At 58.1% G+C, this 13,931-nt stretch carries 13 protein-coding genes; 4 read left to right on the top strand and 9 right to left on the bottom strand.

The genetic code is table 11. From position 1 onward, the window contains the following. Window positions 1–28: 28 nt before the first annotated feature. The 3 genes from ACR0KG_RS02385 to ACR0KG_RS02375 all read right to left on the bottom strand — a co-directional run bounded on the left by ACR0KG_RS02385 (window position 29) and on the right by ACR0KG_RS02375 (window position 5,553). Window positions 29–2,920: a DNA translocase FtsK gene (locus ACR0KG_RS02385; RefSeq protein ID WP_480826371.1), complete on the bottom strand. Its 2,892-nt coding sequence runs from the start codon at window positions 2,918–2,920 to the stop codon at window positions 29–31. 14 nt (window positions 2,921–2,934) lie between these two features. Next, a complete protein-coding gene (locus tag ACR0KG_RS02380; RefSeq protein ID WP_480826370.1) occupies window positions 2,935–4,116 on the bottom strand; it encodes an aminotransferase class I/II-fold pyridoxal phosphate-dependent enzyme in 1,182 nt (393 codons plus the stop codon). Between the two features lie 108 nt (window positions 4,117–4,224). Beyond that, the gene (locus ACR0KG_RS02375; protein ID WP_480550713.1) at window positions 4,225–5,553 is read right to left on the bottom strand and encodes an amidase; all 1,329 of its coding nucleotides are present in this window, start codon (window positions 5,551–5,553) and stop codon (window positions 4,225–4,227) included. 51 nt (window positions 5,554–5,604) lie between these two features. Between ACR0KG_RS02375 and ACR0KG_RS02370 the strand changes: the two genes are divergently transcribed. Further along, window positions 5,605–6,867 (top strand): FAD-dependent monooxygenase, encoded by a 1,263-nt coding sequence (locus ACR0KG_RS02370; protein ID WP_480550711.1) that lies wholly within the window; start codon window positions 5,605–5,607, stop codon window positions 6,865–6,867. Here ACR0KG_RS02370 and ACR0KG_RS02365 read toward each other — a convergent pair. The 4 genes from ACR0KG_RS02365 to ACR0KG_RS02350 form a co-directional block, all read right to left on the bottom strand. Further along, window positions 6,864–7,049 (bottom strand): Trm112 family protein, encoded by a 186-nt coding sequence (locus ACR0KG_RS02365; protein WP_170533390.1) that lies wholly within the window; start codon window positions 7,047–7,049, stop codon window positions 6,864–6,866. The genes ACR0KG_RS02370 and ACR0KG_RS02365 overlap by 4 nt on opposite strands. Further along, window positions 7,046–7,687 (bottom strand): LON peptidase substrate-binding domain-containing protein, encoded by a 642-nt coding sequence (locus ACR0KG_RS02360; protein ID WP_480826369.1) that lies wholly within the window; start codon window positions 7,685–7,687, stop codon window positions 7,046–7,048. Before ACR0KG_RS02360 ends, ACR0KG_RS02365 begins: the two co-directional genes overlap by 4 nt. 27 nt (window positions 7,688–7,714) lie before the next feature. After that, window positions 7,715–8,632, bottom strand: a complete 918-nt coding sequence (gene trxA, locus ACR0KG_RS02355) for a thioredoxin (protein WP_480826367.1) — start codon at window positions 8,630–8,632, stop codon at window positions 7,715–7,717. 76 nt (window positions 8,633–8,708) lie between these two features. Next, window positions 8,709–9,497: an exodeoxyribonuclease III gene (locus ACR0KG_RS02350; RefSeq protein WP_480826366.1), complete on the bottom strand. Its 789-nt coding sequence runs from the start codon at window positions 9,495–9,497 to the stop codon at window positions 8,709–8,711. Window positions 9,498–9,710: 213 nt separating this feature from the next. Between ACR0KG_RS02350 and ACR0KG_RS02345 the strand changes: the two genes are divergently transcribed. Continuing rightward, the gene (locus tag ACR0KG_RS02345) at window positions 9,711–10,610 is read left to right on the top strand and encodes a hypothetical protein (protein WP_480826365.1); all 900 of its coding nucleotides are present in this window, start codon (window positions 9,711–9,713) and stop codon (window positions 10,608–10,610) included. Window positions 10,611–10,770: 160 nt separating this feature from the next. Here the strand turns inward: ACR0KG_RS02345 and ACR0KG_RS02340 are convergent, their stop codons facing one another. Then, entirely contained in the window at window positions 10,771–11,457 is a 687-nt protein-coding gene (locus ACR0KG_RS02340) for a response regulator transcription factor (RefSeq protein WP_170533404.1), read from the bottom strand. A 160-nt stretch (window positions 11,458–11,617) separates the two neighbouring features. Between ACR0KG_RS02340 and ribA the strand changes: the two genes are divergently transcribed. Both ribA and ACR0KG_RS02330 read left to right on the top strand, forming a co-directional pair. Further along, window positions 11,618–12,712, top strand: a complete 1,095-nt coding sequence (gene ribA, locus ACR0KG_RS02335) for a GTP cyclohydrolase II (protein WP_480550701.1) — start codon at window positions 11,618–11,620, stop codon at window positions 12,710–12,712. Then, window positions 12,709–13,209 carry a L,D-transpeptidase family protein gene (locus tag ACR0KG_RS02330; protein WP_480826364.1) on the top strand — a complete coding sequence of 167 codons (501 nt, stop codon included), beginning with the start codon at window positions 12,709–12,711 and terminating at the stop codon, window positions 13,207–13,209. Before ribA ends, ACR0KG_RS02330 begins: the two co-directional genes overlap by 4 nt. Here the strand turns inward: ACR0KG_RS02330 and ACR0KG_RS02325 are convergent. Continuing rightward, on the bottom strand, window positions 13,193–13,852 hold the full coding sequence (locus ACR0KG_RS02325) for a YggS family pyridoxal phosphate-dependent enzyme (RefSeq protein ID WP_480826363.1): 660 nt from the start codon (window positions 13,850–13,852) through the stop codon (window positions 13,193–13,195). The genes ACR0KG_RS02330 and ACR0KG_RS02325 overlap by 17 nt on opposite strands. Window positions 13,853–13,931: the final 79 nt, after the last annotated feature.

Here is a 13,931-nt window from a genome sequence, read left to right as displayed (position 1 = left end):
AAGCCTTTTGCCCTTGTTATTAAATATCCTACTGCTCGGGGACGAGGATTTCCCGCTTACCGACGTGATTTGCCGCCGAAACAACGCCTTCGTCCTCCATCTGCTCAACCAGCCGCGCGGCTTTGTTGTAGCCGATGGCAAGTTTCCGCTGGATGTATGAGGTCGAGCATTTGCGATCCTTGATCACAATCGCCACCGCTTGGTCGTACAGCGCATCTTCGCCATTGGTGTTGCCACCGGTGTTCAGCCCCAAAACGGCGTCTATGTTGTCGGCCTTTTCTTCGGCCGGTCCATCGACGACGCCGCTCATATAGTCCGGCGGGCCGAATTGTTTCAGGTGGTTTACGATTTCCTCGACCTCTTCATCCGAGACAAACGGTCCGTGGCAACGGGTGATCTTGGCGCCACCCGCCATATAGAGCATATCGCCCTGCCCCAGCAGCTGTTCCGCGCCCATCTCACCCAGGATGGTGCGGCTATCGACCTTCGAAGTTACCTGGAACGAGATCCGGGTCGGGAAGTTCGCCTTGATCGTGCCGGTAATCACATCGACCGAAGGCCGCTGTGTGGCCATGATCAGGTGAATGCCCGAGGCCCGCGCCATCTGCGCCAGACGCTGGATGCAGGCCTCAATCTCTTTGCCGGCGACCATCATCAGGTCGGCCATCTCGTCAACGATGACCACTATATAGGGCATCGCCTCGGGCGCGAACTCTTCAGTCTCGAACATCGGTTCGCCGGTTTCATCGTCAAACCCGGTCTGGACTGTGCGCGAGAACATCTCACCCTTGGACAGCGCATCCTTCACGCGCCCGTTGTAGCCCGCGATGTTACGCACGCCCATTTTGGACATCTTGCGATAGCGATCCTCCATCTCGCCCACGACCCATTTCAGGGCCACGACCGCCTTTTTTGGATCGGTCACAACGGGCGACAGCAGATGTGGGATACCGTCATATACGGACAGTTCCAGCATCTTGGGGTCGATCATGATCAGGCGGCATTCATCCGGGCTCAGCTTGTACAACAGCGACAGGATCATCGTGTTGATCGCCACCGATTTACCCGAACCCGTGGTCCCCGCGATCAGCAGGTGAGGCATCTTCGCAAGGTTCGCCACGACAGACTCACCACCAATATCCTTGCCCAACGCCAGTGGCAGTGCATGGTTACCGTCACCAAAATCACGGCTGGCCAGGATTTCGCGCAGCACCACCATTTCTCGGTTTTCATTCGGCAGTTCGATCCCGATCACCGAGCGGCCCGGCAAGGTCGAAACCCGCGCCGAGAGCGCGGACATGGATCGCGCAATATCGTCAGCCAGACCAATCACACGGCTGGCTTTAAGGCCCGGCGCTGGTTCCAATTCGTACATGGTCACCACCGGGCCGGGACGGACGCTGACGATCTCACCTTTGACGCCATAGTCATCCAGCACATTTTCCAGCATCCGCGCATTTTCCTCCAGCGCTTCGTCGCTCAGGTGGTGGCGCTGAATGGTGGATGGGTTGGACAGCAGGCCCAGCGGAGGCAGTTCAAAATCCGAATGCCGTTCTTCAAAGGACAAAGTCGGCTGCGCCTCAGCCTGCGCGCGGCGTGATGGCTGCGGCGTGCGACGCACGGGCTGGGCAACCACCGGCTTGCGCGGTTCAGCCACCGGGATTTTCATTGCAGGACGCGCCTGCGGTTCAGATGCGTGCATATCTTCGAACACGGTATCGTCGTCTTCCAACTCTGGCTCAGCCGCAAAGTCCTGATCCAGCGGCTCTTGCCACTCCGCCATGGCCTCGGCGCTCAGCGTCGGTTCGGGTGGAAGGTCGGTCCAGCTCATGGGTGGTTCGGGAGGCAACTCCGCAGCTGTACCGGTGTTCAGGATCAGGGGATCAGGTCCTCGACCCCGGCCTTTGGTAAGCGGCAAGTTCGGATCAGGCTCGGGTGTTACTTCACCCGTCGCCACCTTGCGATTACGTACCGCGGCCGAAATCTTCGAACGTATACGATCTTCGCCCGGCATTTCGTCAAAACCTTCGACCGGCATCGCCTCGATCAATTCCGGTTCAGGCATCGGATCAGGGCGGCGGATCAAGGCTGGCATACGGGCCAGCAGGCCGGTTTTTTGAGGTGGTTCGGGTGTCTCTTCTTCCAGTTCTTCAAAGACAGGATCGCCAAAGGCAACCTCATCCTGCAGGACAGGCTCAACCCGGGCCGCCCGGTGCTCTTTCCACTGCGCGCGGCGATCCCGCGCTGCTTGCGCCGTAGCCGAAGCTCCACGACCCAGTAGGGTCATCAGCAGGTCATAGGACACCACCAAGCCCAGCAGGAAGGCACTAAAACCGCGCTGTACGTCACTTCTGGTGAAGCCTAGGACGAAGACACCCAGCGCAAGCATGCCAAGCGCCATCACCAAAGACATCAGTTTGACAACAAAAGCGGACGAGATCGGGAGGATCAACAAGATAAAGCCCAGCACGGTATCACCGCCCAAGCCGCCCAGGCCATAGCTGTGGGTCGCGCGCCACGCCTCTCCGGGCACCAAAGTTGCTGCATAGACGGCCAGAACTGCGATCCAGATAGGTGCAAAGATCAGCCGGGCAATGGCGCGATCCTCGCCGAAATGACCCGCAAAACGCACACCCCAAACGATCAACGCCAGGGCAAAGCCCCAACTGCCCCAGCCCACAACCATAAAGGAAAACGCGGCGATCCAGGCACCGACCCGGCCCATCCAGTTCTGCACCGGCGCATCGGTGGAAACCATCCAGTTTGGGTCCTCGGGTGTGTAGGACCAGATCATTGCCGCAGCTGCAAAGCCCAGCAGGATCAAGGCGATCCCAATCAATTCCTTGCTGCGCCGCTCGATGGCGGCCTGTGTGGTGCTGTCCAGCAGTGGATCGCGGTTGCGCGCGTTCAATGATGCCATTTTGCCCTCGTACCTCACGAATAGATGCAGTCGCGGAGCGTGATCAGCCCGCGCTGCAACTCTGTTTTTGGGGCCACCATGGCGGCCCGGATAAAGTGTTCGCCCGGGTTTTGCCCCGGATCGCCCTGAGAAAGATATGCGCCCGGCAGAACCCGTACTCCGGTCTCTTGCCACAGTTTCAATGCGGTCTCTTCGCCGTTTTCGACCGGCAACCACAGGAAAAACCCGGCCTCGGGCGGCATATAGCCTTGCACGTTTGCAAAGACCTCATCCGCAAGGGCGTATTTTTCCTGATAGAGTGCACGGTTCTGGACGACATGCGCCTCATCCGCCCAAACCCGCGCTGCCGCGGCTTGCAGAGGCAAAGGCAACGGCGCACCGGCATAGTTGCGAAGCTGTTTGACACGTTTGATCGTTTCGGGCCCGCCAGCAATCAAACCGGACCTCAAACCGGCCAGATTCGACCGTTTCGACAGCGAATTGAACAGAGTGATCCGTTCGGGATCGGCACCCATCTCCTGCGCGACGGTCAGAACGCCTGTGGGCGCTTCATCCCGGTAAATCTCGGAATAGCATTCATCCGCAAAGATGCGGAAATCGTATTTCTCAGCCAACGCAATCAGCTCGGCCCAGTAGTCGCGTGATGCAACGGCCCCCTGAGGGTTGGCCGGAGAACAGATATAGGCAATCGCCGTTCGGTTCAGCACGTCCTCGGGCAGCGCGGCATAATCAGGCAGATGATCTGTAGCCGCAGTCGCAGGCACAAAGACAGGCTCAGCCGCAACCGAGATCGAGGCGACCATGTAGACCTGATAAAACGGGTTCGGGCACAGAACGACCGGCTTTTGCCCATTCTTCTGCTCGGGGCACAGGGCCATGGCCGCATTATACAACCCCTCACGCGTGCCGTTCAGGGCCATCACATTCGTGTCGGGGTTCATCGCGACACCGTAGCGGCGCTCGATCCAGTCGGCGATCGCGCCGCGCAGCTCAGGCGAACCTTCATTCGGCGGATAACCCTGAAACCCTGCCGCGTTCTCAGTAATGACATTTGTCACCCAGGCGGGAAAATCATGCATGGGCGCGCCGATGGTCATATGAATGACATCTCCGCCCGGCTGGTGATGATCCAACAGGGTGCGCAGACGCGGGAATGCATATTCCGGTAGGTTCGAAAACCGCTCGGGAAAATTCATAACTACTGCCTCAAGATCGGGATCGTTTTCGCCCCGTTTTTTGACAGATTACAGATCACACCCCACCCCGTCCAGACAAAGAGACGTCGAATCAGGGGATTGTGGCATTCAGGCCAATGCAGATTCGGCGGCTGATCCCAGCCGCAGCAGGGCCTCTTCGGACCCCGGGTAGCCCAGCATCATCACCCCGCAACCCGGTGTTCCGGTGGGCAGGGTCAGGGCGGCCAGACCCATCAGGTTGCCGATGCGGGTGTTACGAAGGGCCAGCAGATTCTCGGTTACGTAGTAGTCGTGGTCGCTCATCAACCGGTCCAGATTGGGCGGCAGGATGGGCGCTGTGGGGGCTAAGACCGCATCGAATTCGGCAGTGGCCGCATCCCATGCAGCCCGACAGGCTTTCAGCTTGGACCATGCTGCAACGTAATCCGGCCCAGAATGGGCCTGTCCCATGCGGAATCGTTCGAGGATTTCGGGATACATCGCATCGGGGTTGGCTTCGATCACGTCTTTCCACAGGCCGTAGGCTTCGGTGGTATAGAGCACACCCGACAGGCCCATCGCCTCGTTCAACTCGGGGACCTCAAGCGGAACAATCTCGGCCCCGGCATCCGTCAGTCGTTGTAACGCCCCCTCATAAGCTTTGCGCGGTTCATCCCGCAGGTCATCTTTGGCCACGTTTTGAAGATCAGCAAAGCGGCGTCCAACCAGTGACGCACCGCGCAGATCGGCGGGCGTGCCGCCCTCTAGCAAGGCCAGCATATGTACTGCATCCTCGACCGACCGCGTCAGTGGACCGACAGTGTCGAAGCGCAAGCACAATGGCACAGTCCCTTCCAGGCTGATCCGCCCGGCGGTGGTTTTCAGCCCCACCAGATTGTTCCACGCCGACGGAATGCGAACAGACCCGCCCGTATCCGATCCGATCCCGCAGGCCGCCAACCCCCAGGCCACCGAGGCCGCTGCACCCGAAGATGAGCCGCCCGGCACAGCCTCTTCATCATCAACGCAAGGCGGAGTGCCGGTGATCGGGTTCAGACCAAGCCCGGAAAAGGCAAGCTCACTCATATGGGTTTTGCCCAGACAAACCGCACCCATCGCGGTGGCGTTGCGCACAACCACGGCGTCTGCTTCGGGCACACGGCCTTGCAACAGGGCGGATCCAGCCTCGGTCCCGATACCGGCGGTATCGAACAGGTCCTTCCAACTGATCGGAACGCCATCCAGCAGCGACCGGCGCAAACCCAAAGCGGCGCGGTCCTTTGCAGCCTTCGCCTCGGCCCGTGCGCGATCATGGGTGACGCGCGCATAGATACGATCACGATGCGGATGGGCGTCAATGGCGGCTATGTAGGTTTCGGTCAGCTCGACCGGGTCGATCTGCCCCATGCCAATACCTCGACCCAGATCACAGGCTGTCATCGTCAACCATTCCTGCATCACCGCGCTCCTTCTTTTTGGCTGAACCGGACGGTAGCGACAGGACCGCACATGGACAATCCCGAAAGGGCGCGCATAGTGCAGGGCATGACACGAGGCTCGAACATTCTGATCGTTGGCGGAGGGCTAAATGGCCCCGCCTTGGCCCTGGCACTGGCTCAGACCGGTCATTCGATTACGGTGATTGATGCACTGGCCGAAAAGACACGTAAGAATGCGGCTTTTGACGGGCGGTCTTATGCATTGGCGCTGGCGTCTCAGCGGTTGCTGGACGCAATCGGGATATGGGATCGTATCGCCGAACACGCTCAGCCAATGCTTGAAATCAAGGTCACCGATGGGCATGCGGGTGCAGGCCCGTCGCCCTTTTTCATGCATTTCGACCATGCCGAAATCGAAGAGGGCCCGATGGGCTACATGGTCGAGGATCGCCACCTGCGCCGCGCGTTTCTGGACGCAATGGCCGAGGACGAGCGCATCACCCCGATCAACGGCAAGACTGTTGTAGCGCAGGAAACGGGTGTGGGCGGGGCCGTTCTAACACTGGATGATGGCGCCACGATCGAAGGGCAGTTGCTGGTCGGCTGTGACGGTCGCCGCAGCGGTACGGCGGCGCGGGCCGGGATCAAGCGCACCGGATGGGACTATGGCCAAACCGCATTGGTTTGCGCAATTGAACATGAGCTGCCGCATCACGGCATCGCGCATCAGTTCTTCATGCCGCCTGGCCCCCTGGCCATTCTACCGCTAACCGGCAACCGCAGTTCGATTGTCTGGAGCGAACGGACAGAGACCGCGCATCAAATCAATGCCTTACCTGAGGCTGAGTATCTACAAGCGCTGCGTCCAAGGTTCGGCGACTTCCTCGGCGATATCCGCCTGCAGGGCGACCGATTCACCTATCCGCTGAACCTGACCATCGCCAATTCTTTCATCGCCGATCATCTGGCTTTGGTTGGAGACGCCGCACATGGGATGCACCCGATTGCCGGGCAGGGTCTGAACGCCGGTCTACGTGACGTGGGTGCATTGGCCGAAGTGCTGACACTGGCCGGACGGCGGGGTGAAGAGATCGGCTCGCCCCTGGTGCTGCAGCGTTATCAGGAATGGCGGCGGTTCGATACAGCCTCACTCGCCATGGCGACGGATGTGTTCAACAGGCTGTTTTCGAACGACAATTCGCTGCTTCGGCTTGGACGGGATATCGGGATGGGGATCGTTGGCTCGTTGCCCGGATTACGCCGCGGCTTCGTACGCGAAGCCGCTGGGCTGACCGGAGATCTGCCGAAGCTTCTGCAGGGTCGCGCGATTTAGTCCAGCTGACGCGCCTCATCGACTAACATCACAGGAATGCCATTTCGGATCGGAAAGGCCATCCCGGCAGCTTTGGATACGAGTTCCTGTTTTTCGGCATCATAGTGCAAGGTGGTCTGTGTCTGAGGGCAAACAAGCGCTTCAAGCATATGGCGGTCAAAGGCGTTCGCGGTATCGCTCATTGCAAAGTTTCCTCATTTGATCCGCCGCGCATGGCGAATTCAATCAGTGTCACCAATGTTTCGCGTCGGGTCCGCAGGCACGGGGCCTCAAGCAGGGCTTGTTTATCTTCCGGTTCAAAATCCATCAGCATCGATAGGGAATTCACCAAAAGCTCATCATCCGCATCCTTGAGCGAATCCCAATCGGTCGACAACTGACGGGAGTCAAAGAACCGTTCCAGCAAGTTCAGGAACCGGGTTCGGTCGAACCTGTCATCCTTCTCGGATTTCCCAAGATCGCGGTCAAACCCCTCCCAAGACACTTCACAGCGTCGATAGGGCGTGAATCCATCAAGCTCTGATTTGATGCGGAACCGGGACACCCCGGTCAGGGTGATCAGATAGCGCCCGTCTTCTGTTTCGGAAAACTGAGTAACTCGCCCCGCACATCCGATCCGATGCAGCTTTTTCTCGTCATTCAGAGACGGGTTCGGCTGAACCATTGCGATCAGCCGTTCCTTGGTCTTCAGCGCATCGTCCAGCATCTGCAGGTAACGTGGCTCAAAGATATGCAGCGGCAAGCGAGACCGAGGCAGCAACAGCGCCCCGGGCAATGGAAAAACGGATACCGTTTCCGGAAGGTCAGCGGGATGCATCATGTATCCGAGTGTAGCTCTGATCCGGAATTAGGCAAATATCATCGAGCTGAGCTTACGCCGCCCGTTCAGAACAATTGGATCATTGGGCTTGAGCGCATCGAAGATCGTGAACAGTTGCGTCTTGGCGGCACCGTCATTCCACTCACGGTCTCGACGGAACAGTTCCAGCAATTGTGCGACGGCGTCTTCGACATCCCCATTCGCATGCAGAGCCTGCGCCAGATCGAAACGCGCCTGATGGTTGTCGGGCTCAGCCTCGACCGTTGCGGTCAGTTCGGCTACGGGACCCGCATCTGCGGCTTGTTTCGCCAGTTCCAGCTGCGCATGGGCCGCTTCCAACTCGGGCGCGCTGGAGATTTCTGCAGGGGCACCGTTCAGGATCGCCTCGGCCTGTTCCAGATCGTCGGATGCGATATGCGCCCGCACCAAGCCGCCATAGGCCGCAGCATGGTTGGGGTCTTCACCCAGAATGGCCGCGAAAGTCTGCGCCGCATCAACAGCGGCCCCTTCGGCCAGCATTTCTTCGGCGGCCTGAACGGCATCCTCCAATTGACCGCCCGGGCTTTCGCCACCTGCCGCTTCGATCACCCGGTCCACAAAGGCCTTGATCTCGGATCCCGGCACGGCTCCTTGAAACCCATCAACAGGCTGACCCTTGAAAAAGGCATAAACGGTTGGGATCGACTGAATGCGCATTTGCGACGCGATCATCTGCGCCTCATCCACGTTGATCTTGACCATCTTAACCGCGCCCTTGGCGGCGGTCACGGCCTCTTCCAGCAGCGGACCCAACGTCTTGCACGGACCACACCACGGAGCCCAGAAATCCACAATCACTGGGGTTTCCTGCGACGCCTCGACCACATCGGCCATAAACGTCGCCTCAGATCCATCCTTGATCAGATCGGTGGCGGCGGTGCTGTCTGAGCTGTTCAGAAGGTCCATGGCAAATACTCTTTCGTTCAAACTTGCGCCCTATATGCAACCGCTTGGCACAGAAACCAAGGGCCGAGTTGCACAGTTACAGATCGAAGCTGGCAAAGACCGGGGCGTGATCGCTGGGTTTCTCCCAACCGCGCGCGTTGCGCAGAATGCGGCTGGAATGGCCAGCGTTCGAAATATCCGGCGTGGCCCAGACGTGATCCAGCCGCCGCCCCTTGTCTGCCGCATCCCAGTCCCGCGCGCGGTAAGACCACCAGCTATAGAGCTGCCCTTCGGGGATATCCTGACGGGTGATATCGACCCAACCGCCTGCATCCTGCGTCTCGGCCAGTTGCTCTACCTCGACCGGGGTATGAGAGACAACTTTAAGCAGTTGCTTGTGCGACCAGACATCATCTTCGCGCGGGGCAATGTTCAGATCGCCAACCAAGATGGATTTTTCAGGCTTTTTCGCATGGAACCAGTCGCGCATGTCGGTGAGGTAATCGAGTTTTTGCCCGAACTTCTCATTCACCTCACGATCAGGCACATCTCCGCCCGCCGGGACGTAGAAATTGTGGATCGTCACGCCGTTCTCCAACCGCCCCGCGATATGGCGCGCATGGCCAAGACCGGCAAAATCCTTATCGCCCACTTCCACCATCGGTAGGCGAGACAGGATGGCGACACCGTTGTACCCCTTCTGACCACGCGCAACCATGTGGGTGTAGCCCAGTTCCGCAAAGCCTTCGGTCGGGATTTTCTCGACCGGAGACTTGCATTCCTGCAGACACAGCACATCCGGAGCCTCTTCCTGCAGCAATTTCAGCACGATAGGCTCACGCAAACGGACGGAGTTGATGTTCCAGGTGGCAAGGGTGAAGGGCATAAGTTGAGATTCCTCTTTCGCGATTGGGCGGAGGTTAGCGCGGCCGAGCGCAAGGTGCCATGAGAAAAGATTACCGGTAGAGTTGGGTTTCTCGGTGTTAGCGTGGAAGAGGAAATCGCCCGCATCGGATGTGCGAAACTCAATTCGCGTCAATGATGATTTCTTAAGAAAGGCGGTCTTAGTTTTGTCAAGTTTGCCCAATACTTCCGAATTATGAATTGGTTTATCTCGAAAGCTCATAACTCACTGATAAGAACTGTCATCGTCATCACGACACTCACAATTGCATTGTCGGTATCGTTTCTTGTGCAGCAACTTGATGGAAGAACCAGAATCAATCTGGGCTTCGCACCGTATCTTCCTATTGCTGGCCTTGTGGTGATCCTTGTTTTTTTGATCGTGCCCAGACTGAATAGCTTGGTCGTCGCGCCCCATGAGGCGAGGCACATACTCATTCAGATCGGAGTATGCCTATTCGGCGCAGTCGTGATCATATGGGCCGGGCTGATTGCGTTCCATGCACCCTTGGCATTGTGGCTGTCTCCTGTCTACATCGCGCCATTTCTCGCTTTGGGATGTGGAGTTTTGTATGTTTGTCTAGGCTTTGTGGGCAGCCTTCGTGCAGTCTGGCCGTCGGTGGAACACCGTTTGTTCGAAGATGAGAGTACGGTGCGTAGCGTTCACTATTGGTCTCGCGCATCCGCCGCCGCCGTCGCATATGCTTTCAGCGGGGTCATTTTGGCATCAACCTTGATCTTCAACAGTCCAACAACGCCAACGACATATAGATGCACGATTGTCCTGTGGTGCGTAGCTGCTATCCTTGGCTCGTCGCGGCTGAGCGTAGCGAAATTAGAGAAACCTGTCGGACTTTGGAATCTCGCATTCCAGTTCTGTGTCGCATTTACAGCGGTACTTCTCATAAAAATCACTACGCGCGCCTTTGCTTTTCACACGCATCTGTTTGATTCCAGATCAGCAATTGATGCAAGTTATCCAACGCTGGAAAATCTACTGATGCTGCCGTTTATTGTTTTTGGGCTGACAAGCATCGCTATTGCGCTGACGCGTCAAAGACCCGCTCCCGCAGAGGTTGGCGAAGTTTTCGCCTAATTCTCGTCGTTTCGTGCTGCAGCTTCCACAAAAAAAGCCGGGCCATCAGGCCCGGCAGTCCAACAGGGAGGTACATGTCATAACCCGGACATGCGCGGGATGGGAGTAACCTAATTATGAGTACAGAGTATCACTTTGATCCAAGTCAATCCATAGGCGATCAAGACACTAATCGATATCCACCCGATTCTGTGACCAAAAGGCGCGCATTGGACGGATCGGGCTCGATTTTCTGACGCAGGCGATAGATGTGCGTTTCCAGCGTATGGGTCGTGACACCCGCGTTATAGCCCCAGACCTCATGCAACAGCACATCGCGTGCGACAACCCCATCGGTCGAGCGGTACAAGAATTTTAGGATGTTGGTCTCTTTCTCGGTCAGACGGATTTTCCGGTCTTCCTCGGTGATCAGCATCTTCATCGCGGGCTTGAACGTATACGGCCCCAGTACAAATACGGCGTCCTCAGATTGTTCATGCTGACGCAGCTGCGCGCGGATACGGGCCAGCAGGACCGGGAATTTGAAGGGTTTCGAGACATAATCATTGGCGCCAGCATCCAGGCCCAGGATAGTGTCGGCGTCGCTGTCATGGCCGGTCAGCATCAGGATCGGGCTTTTAACACCTTGCTTGCGCATCAGGCGGCACAGCTCTCGGCCATCTGTATCAGGCAGGCCGACATCCAGAATGACCAGATCGTAGATCGCTTCGCGGGCCCGCTCCATCGCTGATGCACCATCCGAGGCTTCGAAGACGTCAAAGTCCTCTGTCATCACCAGTTGCTCACTAAGCGCTTCGCGCAGGTCTTCGTCGTCATCCACCAGCAGGATTTTCTTGAGCTGAGCCATCTGCGGTCCTCCTAAGCCTTTTCCATCACTTGCGTTTGGAATATGCAATCAGCAAGCTTTGCTGCAATCGTCTCACGCCTTCGTGTCGGACGCAGCGGAAATGTTTCACTTTTCTGGGTGAAGCCGGTAGTAATTCGCCGGATGTAGTAAGGTATCATCGATGAGTCTCAGCCCTGACATGACCGAATTGCTGGCCCGCGCACGGGCCGATTTGCGCATGGGCGTGCCGGTGGCACTGACCGATGATAGCGGGTTTTGTGTGTTGGCCGCGTCGACCGAGACGCTCAGCCCCCAACGGTTGGCCGATCTGCGCAAGCTTGGCGGCACGCCTGTTGTTGCGATCACCGGCCGACGGGCCGAAACGCTGAAGGCACGGGCCTATGACGGCGATCTGGCGCGGGTTCTGGTTCCTGCGGACGCAGATATCAGTTGGGTGCAGGCCGTTGCTGACCCGTCGGACGATCTGAACGCGCCGATGAAAGGCCCGCTGATGACCGAGCGGCAGGGCAGCGCCAATCTGCATCGCATTGCCATCGCTTTGACCAAATCCGCACGCCTGTTGCCCGCTGCGGTGGTCGTTTCTGTCGAAAACGGCCGATCCTTCGCAGCTGAGCGCGGGCTGACTTGCATCGATCACGCGCGCGCCGCGCCGCATTTGGCAGAACGCAGTGCGTTGCACGAAATCGTTGCCGCGCGCCTGCCTATGGAGGTGTCCGAAGCCGGGCGGTTGCATGTTTTCCGTCCTGAAGACGGGGGCGAAGAACACTACGCCGTTGAAATTGGACGCCCGGATCGCAGCAAGCCAGTCCTCGCCCGTCTGCATTCGGCCTGTTTCACCGGTGACCTGATGGGCAGCCTTAAGTGCGATTGCGGCCCGCAGCTACGCGGGGCTCTGGCGCAGATGGGGGATGAAGGTGCGGGCGTATTGCTTTACCTGAATCAGGAAGGTCGCGGGATTGGGTTGGCCAACAAGATGCGCGCCTATTTCCTTCAGGATCAGGGGTTTGACACGGTTGAGGCCAACCATCGGCTGGGCTTTGAGGATGATGAACGGGATTTCCGTCTGGGCTCGGACATCCTGAAATCGCTGGGCTTCAGCTCGGTTCGACTGTTGACGAACAACCCTGCCAAGATCGCTATGATGGAAAAAACCGGCATCGCGGTAACCGAGCGAGTACCGCTGAAGGTCGGTGAGACTGCGCATAACCGAGGCTATTTGGCCACCAAGGCTGCGAAGTCCGGGCATCTGCTTTGACACCTGGTGATCTGGTCCTGACCCCGCGCGGGGTCCGGTTTATGGGACGCGTGTTTCCCTGTTCCATCGGAAAAGGAGGGCTCAGCAACGCAAAGCGCGAAGGCGACGGCGCGACGCCAACCGGAATACATCGCATCGTAGGAATGCTCTATCGCCCTGATCGCATCTCACCGCCTGCCGGATGGGCCCAGCCCATTGGCCCGTGGGATCTGTGGTCAGATGATGTATCGGATGATGACTATAACTCTCTGGTGACCGCGCCATATGGGTTTAGTCATGAGAGGCTGCGTCGCGCGGATCCGCTGTATGATCTGGTTTTGATCACCGACTGGAACTGGCCCAATGCGGTGCCGGGTCGCGGGTCAGCTATTTTTATCCATCAATGGCGCAGACCCGGATATCCGACCGAAGGCTGTGTCGCTTTTCGGCGCGACCACCTGCGTTGGATGGCGCGCCGCATTAACCTCGGCACGCGTCTGATCATCCCTGAGGTTTGACGCGTTCCCCAAAGATTGCCGAACCAACGCGTACATGGGTCGCACCCAGTGCGATGGCCTGTTCAAAATCACCGCTCATCCCCATCGACAGGCCCGTCAAACCATTTCGGTCTGCGATTTTGGCCAGCAGAGCAAAATGCAATGCAGGTTCTTCTTCGACCGGCGGTATACACATCAGGCCCTGGATGGGCAGATCAAGCGCGCGGCATTCGGCGATAAATCCGTCAGCGTCCAACGGTAAAATCCCTGCCTTTTGCTCTTCTTCACCTGTATTGACTTGAATGAAAAGCGCGGGGCAGCTTCCGATCTCCTGCGCCAGTCGGGCCAGAGTCTTGGCCAGCTTCGGGCGATCAACCGAATGAATCGCGTCGCAAAGCTCCATCGCCTGACGCGCCTTGTTGGTTTGCAGCGGGCCGATGAGGTGCAGATCAATTCCTTCGAATTGTTCCTTGAACATCAGCCACTTACCCGCCGCCTCCTGCACTCGGTTCTCACCGAAGCAACGATGGCCCTGCTCTAGTACGGCTTGCACCCGCTCATTCGGCTGCACCTTGGAAACAGCGATCAGCTTGACCGACCCTGGATCGCGCCCGGCTTTGGATTCGGCACTGGCGATGCGGGTGGTGATGTCTTGCAGCGACATGGTGTTCCTTGAATCTGCTTTCTGAGGCGACAGAACACCATGTGGCGACAAAAGAAAAGGGCGGGTCCGAAGACCCGCC

The sequence above is a fragment of the Ruegeria sp. H4 genome (genome assembly GCF_056533065.1).
This window is presented reverse-complemented; position numbering and strand designations above follow the sequence as displayed.

Coding starts and splice junctions, on each gene's coding strand:
- ACR0KG_RS02385 (WP_480826371.1), bottom strand. CDS start 2,920: ATGGCATCATTGAACGCGCGCAACCGCGATCCACTGCTGGACAGCACC.
- ACR0KG_RS02380 (WP_480826370.1), bottom strand. CDS start 4,116: ATGAATTTTCCCGAGCGGTTTTCGAACCTACCGGAATATGCATTCCCG.
- ACR0KG_RS02375 (WP_480550713.1), bottom strand. CDS start 5,553: ATGCAGGAATGGTTGACGATGACAGCCTGTGATCTGGGTCGAGGTATT.
- ACR0KG_RS02370 (WP_480550711.1), top strand. CDS start 5,605: ATGGACAATCCCGAAAGGGCGCGCATAGTGCAGGGCATGACACGAGGC.
- ACR0KG_RS02365 (WP_170533390.1), bottom strand. CDS start 7,049: ATGAGCGATACCGCGAACGCCTTTGACCGCCATATGCTTGAAGCGCTT.
- ACR0KG_RS02360 (WP_480826369.1), bottom strand. CDS start 7,687: ATGATGCATCCCGCTGACCTTCCGGAAACGGTATCCGTTTTTCCATTG.
- trxA (WP_480826367.1), bottom strand. CDS start 8,632: ATGGACCTTCTGAACAGCTCAGACAGCACCGCCGCCACCGATCTGATC.
- ACR0KG_RS02350 (WP_480826366.1), bottom strand. CDS start 9,497: ATGCCCTTCACCCTTGCCACCTGGAACATCAACTCCGTCCGTTTGCGT.
- ACR0KG_RS02345 (WP_480826365.1), top strand. CDS start 9,711: ATGAATTGGTTTATCTCGAAAGCTCATAACTCACTGATAAGAACTGTC.
- ACR0KG_RS02340 (WP_170533404.1), bottom strand. CDS start 11,457: ATGGCTCAGCTCAAGAAAATCCTGCTGGTGGATGACGACGAAGACCTG.
- ribA (WP_480550701.1), top strand. CDS start 11,618: ATGAGTCTCAGCCCTGACATGACCGAATTGCTGGCCCGCGCACGGGCC.
- ACR0KG_RS02325 (WP_480826363.1), bottom strand. CDS start 13,852: ATGTCGCTGCAAGACATCACCACCCGCATCGCCAGTGCCGAATCCAAA.